We start from the raw sequence: 12,473 nt of genomic DNA, 5'->3' as shown, positions 1-12,473 counted from the left end.
TTATTCGACATAAAATGACGAATTTTGTCGAATAAGGTACTTTTATTGTTTTCCAAATCGACAAACCTGACATTGATGTTTAAATATGAAAAATCGCTCTTAACCCCTTGCCCGCCGTAATCTTATCAAAAACAGCCTTAATTTTAAGCTAATTTTAAGGTTGACTGTTTTGGGAATCGTTGGTATGATGAGTATCATAAAACATAAAATAATGTCGAATAATGACAAAGATAAGTAGCTGAGAGGAGCACTGATTATAATGATGAAATCAACAGGTATTGTTAGAAAAGTAGACGAACTGGGACGGGTAGTTATTCCAATCGAATTGCGCCGTACACTGGGTATCGGTGAAAAAGATGCTCTGGAAATCTATGTTGACGGTGAGCGCATCATGTTGAAAAAATACGAGCCAGCTTGTATCTTCTGTGGTAACGCTGAGAACGTTACATACTTCAAAGGTAAAATCGTTTGTAACGAATGTATTTCCGAAATTCCTGCACCTGTGACAAAATAAGAAATTTCAGGTATAATGGACTTATTGAATTGTTAATTCTAACCTTTTTATATTCCTTGCTTGCCTTCCCGGTGTGAACCCCACCGTTGGAAGGTCTTTTTTTTATTACCCCATTCAGACAAACCCTGATGCAGCTCCTCCATAACTACAAAAGCGGTGAAAAAATCCAAAAATATTTTTGCACCGCCTCGGACTTTTAATATTTCTCTAAGGTTTCCAATAAGAAACTTTTCAGGTTATGTTCCCCTGTTTAACCGTATTTGTGTCATGCAGAGGATTAGATCAGCGCGTTATATACATCACGTTTCGTTAACCCTCGATCCGCTGCTGTTTTTTTCATCGCATCTTTGCGGTGAAGTCCTTCGCCTTCATAGTGGCTAACGTGGTCCTCCAGGGACAATTGCTGCCACCAAGCTTCACGCTCTGCTTTACGTTCCTGTTCCTTAATGCCTTCCACAAGCAAACAGTACTCTCCAAGTGGCGGATGTTCCTCCAGCCAGTCTATGCACTCGCGAACCGTGCCACGTGCAAACTCCTCATGTCGCTTCGTCAGCTCACGAGCCAGCACAACCGAACGATCCCCCAGAATCTCTTCTAGATTGACCAACGTTTTGCGAATACGATGCGGTGACTCATAAAACAACAAGGTACCGTTAGATTCGTCAAAACCTTCCAGCACTTTGCGCATATCCTTTTTCTCGCGCGGCAAAAAGCCGCCGAACGTGAAGCGTTCCGTCGGTAGTCCGGATACAATTAGAGCTGACAATGCTGCATTGGCACCCGGAATCGGAATAACATGAATTCCTGCCTCAATTGCTAGTTGTACCAGATCGGAACCCGGGTCTGAAATGGCTGGCAAACCAGCATCGCTGACCAGTGCCAAATTTTTTCCTTCTATTATATAGCGTATCAGTTCAGGGCCACTTGCCGCCTTATTATGTTCATGATAACTAAACAACATGGAAGGGGTGATCTCGAAATGAGTGAGCAGCTTTCGGGTCTGCCTTGTATCTTCTGCCGCAATAATATCACAACTCTGCAGTGTCTTAATTGCTCGAAATGTCATATCATCCAGATTCCCAATAGGTGTTCCAACCAAATATAATTTACCCCGACCATCATGGACTTCCGCATAACTTTTTTGAATGTGCAGTGTCACTTACACTCCTCCTTCCGTAGTACCCGTTGGTTGTTGTGATCCGTAATAAATATCCATAATTTCATCACAGTAGGTTCCTTCTTCATTGTAGACAATGAGGGGCGGAAGCATGCGCACTTCCGGTTTACCATCCTTCAGCGCTTCGATTAACACCATATTGGCTTCAAGGTGAGCGCGTGGATGAACCATTCGGATTCGCTTGGGCTCAAGCTTGTACTCCCTCATCAGAGAGATAATCTCCCCGAGCCGTTGAGGGCGGTGAACCATGGATACTTTTCCTCCATTACGCACGAGACGATTGCATGCCTGAATCACTTCCTCCAATGTACATCCCAACTCATGACGTGCCATGGCTTGGTGTGTATTCATTTTAAGGTCACTTCCATTCAGCGGCATATACGGCGGATTCACGGTAATCGCATCATAAACAGCATGTCCTGTCTGTTTCACCAGTTCCCGCAGATCGCCTTCATGAATGGTGATCGATTGGTCCAGAGCATTCAGCTTCACGCTTCTCCGTGCCATATCTGCCAGCCTTGGCTGAATCTCGATTCCTTCCAGGGTAGCCTGCGTACGCGTTGTCAGCAGAATCGGAACAACCCCATTTCCCGTACATAAATCGAGTACACGGCCTCGTTTTGGAACAGAAGCAAACCTGGCAAGCAATACGGCGTCCATGGAAAAACTGAATACTTCATCACTTTGAATGATTCTCAAATCATGAGAGAGCAGATCATCAATCCGTTCTGATTCATGCAAAATTACTTCTTTAGCTTCATTGGCTGTCATATGATACGTTCATCCTCCGGTACTCTATATCGCATTTTAGCTTTAGTTTAGGTCTATAACCTTGAAAAAAAACCGTAGGGGCTTTTCCCTACGGTCACTTCATTTATTCAAAAAAGACAGGCAGAACAGACAATCGCCTTCCGTCCGCAAATGTCCGTAATAGACATTGCAGATATGGAATCCTTCGTGATACAGCCGGGCCAGATTATCATATCCTTCACCTACCACATCTTCACCTGTAGCCGGACCTGCCGGTCTAGCGGCTGGAGCCAGTGCAGATGAAACAGGCAGATCTACCGGAGCCTCACGCTTGAGCAGTTTGCGTAGCTGCTCATTCTCAATCGTAAGCCGCTGATTATCTTCAAGCAGCTCTTTGACAATCATTTTTAACTCTCCTAAATCACTGTGCAACTGACCCAATTGGGTTTCCATTTCATGAATGTGCGTAAACAGATTTTTCTTTTCCAAGTTTCCACCCCGAAGCAACCTTTATGGTTTACTTGATAACGACGTCATCCAGCGGAAGTTCTTTGACTTTACTGATGTCGAACAGTTGAACATGGACTGTGCGATTACCGGCATTGATGCCGACAACTTTCCCTTCACCCATAGAGGTGACGACCAACTTGCCTACGGCCGGCAGTTCTTCTCTCACACTTTCATAGTTATCATGCTCAAATTTCAGACAGCACATGAGTCTTCCGCACAACCCTGAAATTTTCGTCGGATTCAGTGACAGGCTCTGATCTTTGGCCATCTTGATGGATACCGGCTCAAAGTCTCCCAGCCAGGAAGAACAGCATAATACACGGCCGCAAGGTCCGATTCCTCCAAGCATCTTGGCCTCATCGCGCACACCAATCTGCCGAAGCTCGATCCGTGTCCGAAAAATGCTTGCGAGATCCTTGACCAGCTCCCGGAAATCCACTCTTCCTTCAGCTGTAAAATAAAAAATGATCTTGTTGCGATCAAACGTAAATTCCACATCGACCAGCTTCATTTTGAGGCCATGGTCTTTGATTTTATTTAAACAAGTACCGAAAGCTTCTTTCGCTGCGCGCTTGTTCTCATCCACTACGCGGGCATCAGTGTCTCCCGCAACCCGAATGACTTTTTTGAGCGGCAGCACCACATCGGACTCGCTTACTTCCTTCTTGCCAACGACAACCTTACCGTACTCTACCCCTCGCGCTGTCTCCACGATAACGCAATTTTCTTTCTCAATGGGAAGGTCCAGGGGATCGAAGTAATAAATTTTGCCCGCTTTTTTGAAACGGACACCCACTACACTGTACAAAAAATTAACCCCCTTGTAAGCCAATCCCACTTCGTCTGAAGCCCTGTCTTCTTAGGGAACCCTCCGAAGTTATAACCGTTTGCATATGAATGGAACAAAAACTGTCCTCTCCCCAGCCTTATGCCAAACCGATCAAAAATTGCTCCAGACAAAGCTGGCCATTGACGTTGAAACGCAATTTTTTTCTGCATGCCGCGGCCAAATCCATATAGGACACCCACTGCTCCGTGCTGCGGGTATTTGCCAACTGAGACAGCATGTCCAACTGATCTATAAAAACGATATGTTCATGCCTACCGTGCTGGACATACAGCATATCCCTAAACCATAAATGGAATAGACTCAGCATAATATCCAGATGTTCCGAGAGTCCGGTTTTAAAAAGCTTCTGCTGTGCAGAGATCAATGATGTGCTCCCTCTGCCCAGGGACTCCTTCCCTAATTGTAACATTACGTTTCTAATTTCTGCAAACCAATTCTGCTGGAGAATTTCTCTACATGATTCCAGTCCTGATGCCAAATGAACCGCCGAACGTGCCAGATTGGCCGGGTGTCCTTCCGCGATCAGAGCTTGCAGCATTTCTTCCGGATTCAGTGCACTGAAAGGAACAAGCTGTGAGCGTGAGCGGATAGTCGGCAGCATGGCTTGGCCATTATCGGTAATCAGAATCCCTACCGCAGGCACCTGCGGTTCCTCCAGAAACTTCAGCAGACTATTCGCCGCCTGTACGGTCATTTTTTCTGCCTGTTCTATAATATAAACTTTGGGATGGCCAGCCTCTGAACGGTATGAGAAAATACGCTGCAGATCCCGAATCTGATCGATTTTAATATTGTTTCCATCTGGTGCAAGCATCGTTAAATCCGGATGATTACCATGCTCGACCTTACGGCACTCCAGACATTGTCCGCAGGCATCATCTTCAAGCTCTGTACAGAATATGGCTTTGGCAAACGTGACCGCTGTCTTCAGCTGCCCGCTGCCGGCTGGCCCGCTAAACAAATACGCATGGCTGATTGCCTGGCGTCTCAAGCTGCTCTGCAACATCTGCTTGGCTGCCTGCTGACCCATAATTTGTTGAAAGGACATACTTCCTCCTCAGAAGCTTAAATTAATAAGCATTCCCCGAATTTCTCCTACTTGTTGTAATAACGTGATTTTACCTTCTTCTGTTTCGAGCAGTTCATCAGCCATGGATAACAGTGCAGAGTCGATTTCATCAATTAGCTTGTATCTTTTGCCTCTGCCCCGCCGATCCCATCCTCTGGTCTCTTTCATGGATACACCCCGGCGAACCGTTTCTTCCAGAAATCTTTTGACCAGCTGCTTGTATGCTTTCAGTTCACGAATCGTCATGGAACGAGCCAAGCGATCGCCCTGCATCTGAATTTCACTTAGTCGGCGGTTAAGCTCGGCTTGTGAGGCTCGTTCACCCTGGTGATTCATCATGTCAGAGAAACTTTTGGATTGAACCGGTTTGGAACTGGAGTCGGTAGCATTGATTCCGCTCTGCATCGGTCTGAATCCAGGATTGATTTTCATCGATATGCCCGCTTTCTATTATAGTAGACCATCGACCATCAGCACAGTGCGCGCTGCGCCTGTGCGTGGAAGATACCCTTGTATGAGTCTCTATATAAATGGTAGATAAAACTTGCCACCATTAACCTGCTTGGTAGTCAACTTCCGCCCGAAAGCAAGCATTCCCTTCAAAAGATGGCCTAATTTCGGACGGAAAGCGCCGATTCCTGTTATCAGGAAGGACACATATAAGTCGCCTAAGAACACTAGCAATCATTTTGCATCATAGACACAGAACGCATTATTAGAAGTGTTCAAAACGATCCACTGGCAGAACAAACACGGTAGCTCCGCCCACTTGGACTTCAACAGGCAGCGGCAGGTAAGAGTCGGTTGTTCCGCTCATCGGTGTGACCGGAGTCACGAGCTGTTCACGAACCTTACAGCTGCTGCGAATGACATTCATTACGGACTCGACTTGACCATCATCGACACCGATCATAAACGTCGTGTTGCCTGCCTTCAAAAATCCACCGGTACTGGCCAATTTCGTTGCCCGAAAATTAGCTTTGACCAATGCGCTGGATAATCGGTTGCTGTCTTTATCCTGTATAATCGCAACAATCAGTTTCATCCTGCATAACCTCCTTCAGAATAAGCACCTTAGAAATGCCCTGTCTATATATTAGACAATTACTCGCCAAAATCCTTCAAAATCCCTGTCTCCAGCGACAAAATCAATGCTGCTGCGACTTCATCAGGCTGTCTGGAAGCATCAATAACCTGGATTCGTTCCGGGAATTGTTTCTTTAACAGGAAGTACCCTTCCCTAACCTTACGATGGAATTCCAGACTCTCTAGATCCAGACGGTTTACCTCACGTCCATCGTGGGCATCAATCCGGGCAAGACCTGCTTCAGGCTCGATGTCCAGATATAGTGTAACATCCGGCATGAGCTCACCTATTGCGAACCGGTTAATGGCCCAGACATTCTCTATTCCAAGCCCACGTGCATGACCTTGATATGCCAGACTGCTGTCGACAAAGCGGTCACAGATGACCGTCTTGCCTGCCTTCAGCGCCGGTTCCACCTTCTCGGCCAAGTGCTGGCTGCGTGCAGCTGCATAGAGCAGTGCTTCGGTACGCGCATCCATTGCCGTATGGAGAGGGTCAAGGATAATAGCACGTATTTTCTCCGCGATCTCGATCCCCCCAGGTTCACGAGTAACTACGTAAGGTATACCCTGTTCCTCGAAGTAAGAACCCAATCTGCTGATCATCGTTGTTTTACCGGACCCCTCTCCCCCTTCCAACGTAATGAATTTACCTCTGCCCTGCATATGCTTCCCTGCTTTCTATGTCGATAATGGCATCTTACTCTGCTGTGAATGTTATATGGCCTTGATCTTTCTACTTCAGATTATGAAATGACACGCCCAGAGGTGTATGTTCATGATCATGGTATTGTCGTTTGGGCCATATTGTACAAGCTTCTTACTATCATACTATACATGATCAAGCGATAGCGGTCAGCTATTCCGCCAATATTTTCAATAGAGATGACCGGTCAACCATAGATGATGGATACCCATAAGGGAAGGAACAATGATCCGGCTATCGCACTGACAATCATGGAGACGGAGCTTAATGCTACAGCGTTCTCGCCATATTCAAAAGATCTGGCCATGCCAAGTGCATGAGAAGCTGAGCCGAGTCCAATGCCATAGGCACTATTATCCTTTATTCGAATCCATTTCATCATCAGCGGCCCAAGTAATATCCCCGAAAAACCGGCAATCATTACAAATAGGGACGTAAATGAAGCGTTGCCTCCTGCCTGATCTGCCAACTGGATGGCAACAGGAGTAGTGACTGACTTTGGCAGTAAGGCGATCACAATATCTTTGGGATAACCAAGCAGCAGAGCTACCGATGCTCCGGTAAACATCCCTATGATGCTTCCTCCAAGCGTACCACCCAGAATGGGAATGACGTTCCGCTTCAGCACATCCATGTGTTTGGATAAAGGGAAGGCTAAGGAAACGACCGCAGGCCCCAGAAGATCCTGTATCCATTTTCCACCCAGCATATAGGTATCCAGTTTAATTCCTGTAATGAGCAGTATGACTACAATGACTGCCGTTGTTGTGAGTACTGGCATAAGAACAGGCCACTTTATCTTCTTATATAGACGAGTCGCCGGGATATACAAGGCCACAGTCAGAGCAATCATAGCTATTCCGATGATGAATGTGGACATGAGATCGCCTCCTTCTTGTCTCGATGCGATCTTAACCACGCCATAAGCCACTCACCAATTTTGGCAGATAGCAAGCAAGTGACTAGGGTACTGAGGATAAATCCCAACACAAGCAGGATTGTATTCGCAGTAAAGAAATCAAAGTGATTAATGATGCCTACCGTAGGCGGGATAAACAATAACTGTAGATTGGACTGGAGCCAGGACGAACCTTCATTTCCCCAGCTGATCCTGATCCACCCCATTTGAATGACCATGAACAAAAGCAGCATGCCCACAATGCTGCCTGTCAAAGGTAGATGCAATATAGACTGTATCCAGGTTCCTATCCAATAAAAGCCATACATTAACATGACTTGCAGGACTATTCCTGTATATTTCTTTATCGGAATATCCAAAATAATTCCCTTCTTTCTTATGTCTAGACCGCACATGATGTATTAGCTGGTACGAATAATAGAATTATTGAGGGATTAGTGATGAAAGAGTGAGTGAGTACGTAATGAGAAGTATTGCCTCACATTTTGGGTTTAACTTAACTTCTCCCCTTCCTTCATGATCTTCAATGATCGAAGAGTACCATCCGCTGCGCCATGAAACCTCGCCCCTTCATCCCTCAGAAGCTTTATACGTTTTACTGCAGCAGGACTTATTCGTTCCCCGGCATATAGAATTGGGATTCCAGGAGGATACGGAATAATCATCTCAGCGGATCGATAGCCTGCACAGTCTTCGAGTTCAACTTCTGCTGTATCTTTTTCTGATATAGGTTGTAGCGAGAACGAAATAGGCTCTGAAAAGGACTCCATGGATGCATCTAGTAAATTGTTCCACGTGGAAATATAGTGAATTGCCTTTTTCGCAGCTTGCGTTGATGGCTCGTTCAGGTCTTGCCTATGCTCATTCTCATTGGCTTGACTAATGTGCTCTAACGCCTGCAGCAAGTGCTCAGCATCACTTCGCGTTGAGCCAAGGCTGAAGAGCAGGACGACGTACCGTTCGTCGCTCATCTCGGGCACGCAGCCGTAAGCTTCCAGCTGCTGCTGCAGCCCATAACCGCTCAGTACCCCCGCCCCGTCATATATGACGGCTTTAAACGGGTCCTGAGCGGTGTAACCCGCGGCAGATGGCATCGCCGCCGCGGGAGGTGCTGTTGGCCGCCCCGATACATCGGCGGCCTTGTTACCGCCAGCAGCCGGCTCTGCCTCGGCTGGCGGCTCTTGCTGCAGCGCCTGCACAGGCTGCAGCAGCTGAAAGCGCGGCAGCTTTGTAAGGCCGCGCTTGAAGGCATTCACGGCGGCAAGCCCCGCCGTGAAGGTGTCTGCGCCCTGCACATGCAGCAGCCGGCGCGCAAGATCAAGCGAAGCCATCACCGGGTATGATGGGCTTGAACTCTGCACCATGGCCAGACGCTGCCGCAGCAGGGACCGGTTCAACAACGGCCCCTGAATGTGCAGCATGGCTCCCATGGTGAAGGCAGACAGCATCTTATGGGTCGACTGCACCACCCCGTCCGCTCCGCATGACAAGGATGAAGCAGGCAGCTGTGGATGCTGTCCATAATGCGCGCCATGCGCTTCGTCCACGAGCAGTGGCATGCCAGCAGCGTGACATATGTCGGCTATGGGCGTCAGATCAGCCCCCATGCCGTAATAATTCGGCAAAGTAACAAGTACCCCCTTTGCCTTAGGATAAGCCTGGACAGCAGCCGCAACCGTCTCTGCCGACGGAATAACGGCAAGTCCGCTGCATGGATCAACATGGGGCTCCAGAAACACAGCTCTTGCGCCAGCAAGCATCAGCCCGTGAATGACTGATTTATGTACATTACGTTGGACAAGCACGATACTTTGTGGCTCATCACACACCGTAAGCAGCATAGCCAAATTACCAGCCGTACTTCCGCCCACAAGGAAGAAACTCTCCTCCGCACCAAAACAATCGGCCGCTAGCTCTTGAGCTCCCAGAATCACTCCTTCTGGATGATGCAGATCATCCGTACCGGTAATTTCCGTTACATCCATCCGCATCATGTCCAGAAAGGCCGCCGTTGGCACAACGTCAGAACTTCCGTGCTGCTTCCTATTTTCTGTATTCATCAAACCTCGATAAGCTTTTCCATTCTTATGCCCAGGCACATGAAAAGAACGATTCCCCGAATCCTGGTAATGAAGCAGAGCCTCGTACAAAGGAGCATGATATGGTTTGTATTTCATAGAATTACCTTCCTATATAATCAATAAATTTGGATTCACGTTTACTCTTTAACTTCCTATTATAATAAGAGCTCTCTTGTGAACTGTCCCTCTCTTGATCGGCATTAAGTGAAGAGCACAAGATTACTCTTATTCTGCTCCTCATTAACCCTTTTATTATATCAGTCTTTTCGCCAAATCCACGGTACTTCACAATCGTCTGTTCTACAATTCTCCTACCAAACAGAAAAAGGCCCTACGGGCCCCTGAATACACCTACATGAATGGATGTTTCGGCTTATGGTCATTATGCGTTTTTTTGCACCCAAATCTGTTTCATTTGGTGTATAAAATAATTGTATTTGGCATCCTGTGCATCAGTATGAACCATTTCTGCTTCGCAAGCATCGCATATAAATTCAGATACAATAAAAATGCCTTCTCTTTTTTTCTGTTCGCAGATAATACATGTGTGTTCGGTGTGTTCTTCCATCAACCATCCCACCTTGTTTTACGTTTACTATCAGTATTGCACAGTTTCTATTATTTTAAACCTTTTCATAGTGCTTTCTTTCTGTAAAATATATATATTCGCCCAACACCCATTGGGTGTCTGTACCGATTCAAAAGTTCAACAAATCGCATACCGCTCGTACTTTTTTGCACTCATGCTTCCCATAAGGTTATATCTCCTCCCTCATATATACACTTTCAACTTCGCCTCCACTAAAAACTTATATTCTATAATCTTAAAAAAACTTTGATTTTCAGCCGATATATAATACATCAGAACCTGACAGTCGATATGTTCGAGGATATACTTGTATGAGGTCTGCTACACTTAAACTTGTACATTATCCCTATAGCGCTTCCAAGGTTCCTATACGCATATGGATCATTTGCACGACAGCAACGTAACAAGCATACGTCCATACACGAAACGTGATCCCAGAAGGAGGATTTGTAATCGTATGACCGCTGAACCGGAGAATAAAGCTACATTTTATCAATACCGGCTTCTGAAAAAAAAGGCTATTGCCCGCAGTGTCATCTACAGCTATCTGTGCTTGCCTATCATTATGCTCTTTTTTAATTTACTGGCATTCTCCTGGACCGGCCTCTTCTTTTTTCTACTGGCAGGGCCCATCACCCTTTGGATTCATTATGTCATTGCCAGAACCATATTACTTCTGGTCCGTGCCTCTTATGCCAAACGCTGGCGCTGGAACTTCCATATGCCTTGGTTAGGTTATATTCCGGATCAGCACTTTAGTTACCGTATGTTTGTCAGAGTACATTTGAACATGAGCTGGATTGGACTATGCATCATTACCGTTTGCCTGATCTGGTCTCCGCTGTCCTTCACGCTTTCACTGATTTTCTGGCATCTGTGGCTGCTCCTCCCCCGTTTGTACGTGGTTATGATTCTCTCACGTGAACGCAAAGACGGATTAATCAAACTAAACGAACAGGACGTTTCGTACTATCTGCAATAGACGCCTTTATCTCATTTATAAAAAGTATCATGTGCAAGTGCAATACATAAACCGTGCTCCCAGCTTGGCTTAGAAAATGACCTATGGTCTTCGTAAGCAATCAAGCATTCCTACTATTTAATAAATAACAAAGGTTATCCACTGTGGATAACCTTTGTTTGTTCTAACTAACCTTTCTTTTATCCACAGCATGGGTAGAAGCTAACAAGGTTATCCCCACTTATTTTATTCCCGTTCTCATCCTCTATCTAGTGATCAGACATTGCAGCCGTTTAAACTGTACCCCATTAAGCAGCCATATTTCTACTGCTCTTCGCCTCAAGCCTATTTTCAGCTCATGTCTCTACGCTTTATCTAGTGTCTTGGACTACCTAACTGAGATCCCTACGCGCTCATAAATCCTGCTTTAGGGCCCTCCCTCTAATAATAAGAGTATCAATTACCATGGAACCCATAGTTGTCGTGCAGTAACTTGGCAGCTTATGAAGAGCTCAAGTCATCTTGGGTCGGGTTTTTGGAAGGACTCATAGCCTCCTAAACTAACCCAGTGTATCTCCTCTTCCCTGAAATAAAAAAAGCCCCCGTAGGCATACGGGAACTTGTATCGTCTGAACATTACAATGTTACAAAACAAACCGTACTCTTACTCTTCATCATCAACAAGGGATTTCACCGTTGTTGTCGCAGTATCATTTCGAGGTACCATAAGCGTGAAGAATCCATCATGTACAGCTAGATGAACAATATGCCCCTCTTTAGCAAACACACGAAGAGAGTTTGAGGTGTTTGATGTACTCTTGGCTTGTGTCTCCGTCCAGCCCCAGCTTTTAATCTCGTCTAGATATACTTCAGGCAGGCTGGTACTCTCACTAATACCAGACAATGTATATCGAACATAGTCCATCTCCGAATTGTTTCCGGATTGGTCCGATTTATTCGCTACTTTCGGTACAGGGAAACTCTTCTCGTTGACTGCGCCTTCATATGAAGTCCAGGAAGGTCCGGCATCACCGCATCCTGTAAGCACACCCAACAAACCAATCATTAGAAATGAATACAGCCCAAGTCTCCGCCAACTTAACACACACACCCTCCTTTTCACAGCTGCACATTTCACAGCTCTGTGGTCAGGTACTTTTAGCATATTTAACATAGTCCTATTATACTGATTTCTTACTTATATTCTGTAACAATACTGTTACCTTCTGATGACGCTTCCATTCTCTTAATACTGCCTTAT

Annotated in this window: 15 protein-coding genes; 2 read left to right on the top strand and 13 right to left on the bottom strand. The window is 45.9% G+C overall.

Going from position 1 to position 12,473, the window contains the following annotated elements:
* Window positions 1-259 precede the first annotated feature (259 nt).
* Window positions 260-514 carry an AbrB/MazE/SpoVT family DNA-binding domain-containing protein gene (locus CHI14_RS28290; RefSeq protein WP_024633700.1) on the top strand — a complete coding sequence of 85 codons (255 nt, stop codon included), beginning with the start codon at window positions 260-262 and terminating at the stop codon, window positions 512-514.
* A gap of 277 nt (window positions 515-791) precedes the next feature.
* Here CHI14_RS28290 and rsmI read toward each other — a convergent pair whose 3' ends face one another.
* The 12 genes from rsmI to CHI14_RS28230 all read right to left on the bottom strand — a co-directional run bounded on the left by rsmI (window position 792) and on the right by CHI14_RS28230 (window position 10,230).
* Entirely contained in the window at window positions 792-1,673 is an 882-nt protein-coding gene (gene rsmI, locus CHI14_RS28285; protein WP_095293345.1) for a 16S rRNA (cytidine(1402)-2'-O)-methyltransferase, read from the bottom strand.
* Window positions 1,674-2,462, bottom strand: coding sequence for a tRNA1(Val) (adenine(37)-N6)-methyltransferase (locus tag CHI14_RS28280; protein ID WP_095293344.1), 789 nt, complete (start codon window positions 2,460-2,462; stop codon window positions 1,674-1,676).
* 99 nt (window positions 2,463-2,561) lie between these two features.
* Window positions 2,562-2,930 carry a DNA replication initiation control protein YabA gene (gene yabA / locus CHI14_RS28275; protein WP_095293343.1) on the bottom strand — a complete coding sequence of 123 codons (369 nt, stop codon included), beginning with the start codon at window positions 2,928-2,930 and terminating at the stop codon, window positions 2,562-2,564.
* 28 nt (window positions 2,931-2,958) lie between these two features.
* A complete protein-coding gene (locus CHI14_RS28270) occupies window positions 2,959-3,759 on the bottom strand; it encodes a PSP1 domain-containing protein (protein WP_095293342.1) in 801 nt (266 codons plus the stop codon).
* Between the two features lie 118 nt (window positions 3,760-3,877).
* A complete protein-coding gene (holB, locus tag CHI14_RS28265; RefSeq protein WP_095293341.1) occupies window positions 3,878-4,849 on the bottom strand; it encodes a DNA polymerase III subunit delta' in 972 nt (323 codons plus the stop codon).
* 9 nt (window positions 4,850-4,858) lie between these two features.
* Window positions 4,859-5,302 carry a YaaR family protein gene (locus CHI14_RS28260; RefSeq protein WP_095293340.1) on the bottom strand — a complete coding sequence of 148 codons (444 nt, stop codon included), beginning with the start codon at window positions 5,300-5,302 and terminating at the stop codon, window positions 4,859-4,861.
* Window positions 5,303-5,585: 283 nt separating this feature from the next.
* Entirely contained in the window at window positions 5,586-5,915 is a 330-nt protein-coding gene (locus tag CHI14_RS28255; RefSeq protein WP_017691391.1) for a cyclic-di-AMP receptor, read from the bottom strand.
* 59 nt (window positions 5,916-5,974) lie between these two features.
* Window positions 5,975-6,622 (bottom strand): dTMP kinase, encoded by a 648-nt coding sequence (gene tmk, locus CHI14_RS28250; protein ID WP_095293339.1) that lies wholly within the window; start codon window positions 6,620-6,622, stop codon window positions 5,975-5,977.
* A gap of 227 nt (window positions 6,623-6,849) precedes the next feature.
* Window positions 6,850-7,542 carry an LrgB family protein gene (locus CHI14_RS28245; RefSeq protein WP_095293338.1) on the bottom strand — a complete coding sequence of 231 codons (693 nt, stop codon included), beginning with the start codon at window positions 7,540-7,542 and terminating at the stop codon, window positions 6,850-6,852.
* Entirely contained in the window at window positions 7,518-7,889 is a 372-nt protein-coding gene (locus tag CHI14_RS28240) for a CidA/LrgA family protein (RefSeq protein ID WP_283164017.1), read from the bottom strand. The genes CHI14_RS28245 and CHI14_RS28240 overlap by 25 nt, the downstream gene beginning before the upstream one ends.
* Before the next feature lie 183 nt (window positions 7,890-8,072).
* A complete protein-coding gene (locus CHI14_RS28235) occupies window positions 8,073-9,758 on the bottom strand; it encodes an aminotransferase class I/II-fold pyridoxal phosphate-dependent enzyme (protein ID WP_095293336.1) in 1,686 nt (561 codons plus the stop codon).
* Between the two features lie 286 nt (window positions 9,759-10,044).
* On the bottom strand, window positions 10,045-10,230 hold the full coding sequence (locus CHI14_RS28230; RefSeq protein ID WP_095293335.1) for a sigma factor G inhibitor Gin: 186 nt from the start codon (window positions 10,228-10,230) through the stop codon (window positions 10,045-10,047).
* 478 nt (window positions 10,231-10,708) lie between these two features.
* On the opposite strand from CHI14_RS28230, the gene CHI14_RS28225 reads away from it, so the two are divergent.
* Window positions 10,709-11,233 (top strand): hypothetical protein, encoded by a 525-nt coding sequence (locus CHI14_RS28225; RefSeq protein WP_095293334.1) that lies wholly within the window; start codon window positions 10,709-10,711, stop codon window positions 11,231-11,233.
* 643 nt (window positions 11,234-11,876) lie between these two features.
* Here CHI14_RS28225 and CHI14_RS28220 read toward each other — a convergent pair.
* On the bottom strand, window positions 11,877-12,317 hold the full coding sequence (locus CHI14_RS28220; RefSeq protein ID WP_249281270.1) for a hypothetical protein: 441 nt from the start codon (window positions 12,315-12,317) through the stop codon (window positions 11,877-11,879).
* Window positions 12,318-12,473: the final 156 nt, after the last annotated feature.

It is taken from the genome of Paenibacillus sp. 7516 (assembly GCF_002272715.1).
Classification (GTDB): domain Bacteria; phylum Bacillota; class Bacilli; order Paenibacillales; family Paenibacillaceae; genus Paenibacillus; species Paenibacillus illinoisensis_A.
This window is presented reverse-complemented; position numbering and strand designations above follow the sequence as displayed.

Excerpts from the sequence above, each read along its gene's own strand:
- CHI14_RS28240 (WP_283164017.1), bottom strand. The coding sequence starts at position 7,889 with ATGTATGGCTTTTATTGGATAGGAACCTGGATACAGTCTATATTGCAT.
- tmk (WP_095293339.1), bottom strand. The coding sequence starts at position 6,622 with ATGCAGGGCAGAGGTAAATTCATTACGTTGGAAGGGGGAGAGGGGTCC.
- CHI14_RS28225 (WP_095293334.1), top strand. The coding sequence starts at position 10,709 with ATGACCGCTGAACCGGAGAATAAAGCTACATTTTATCAATACCGGCTT.
- CHI14_RS28290 (WP_024633700.1), top strand. The coding sequence starts at position 260 with ATGATGAAATCAACAGGTATTGTTAGAAAAGTAGACGAACTGGGACGG.
- CHI14_RS28245 (WP_095293338.1), bottom strand. The coding sequence starts at position 7,542 with ATGTCCACATTCATCATCGGAATAGCTATGATTGCTCTGACTGTGGCC.
- CHI14_RS28230 (WP_095293335.1), bottom strand. The coding sequence starts at position 10,230 with ATGGAAGAACACACCGAACACACATGTATTATCTGCGAACAGAAAAAA.
- CHI14_RS28235 (WP_095293336.1), bottom strand. The coding sequence starts at position 9,758 with ATGAAATACAAACCATATCATGCTCCTTTGTACGAGGCTCTGCTTCAT.
- holB (WP_095293341.1), bottom strand. The coding sequence starts at position 4,849 with ATGTCCTTTCAACAAATTATGGGTCAGCAGGCAGCCAAGCAGATGTTG.
- CHI14_RS28255 (WP_017691391.1), bottom strand. The coding sequence starts at position 5,915 with ATGAAACTGATTGTTGCGATTATACAGGATAAAGACAGCAACCGATTA.
- CHI14_RS28260 (WP_095293340.1), bottom strand. The coding sequence starts at position 5,302 with ATGAAAATCAATCCTGGATTCAGACCGATGCAGAGCGGAATCAATGCT.
- CHI14_RS28280 (WP_095293344.1), bottom strand. The coding sequence starts at position 2,462 with ATGACAGCCAATGAAGCTAAAGAAGTAATTTTGCATGAATCAGAACGG.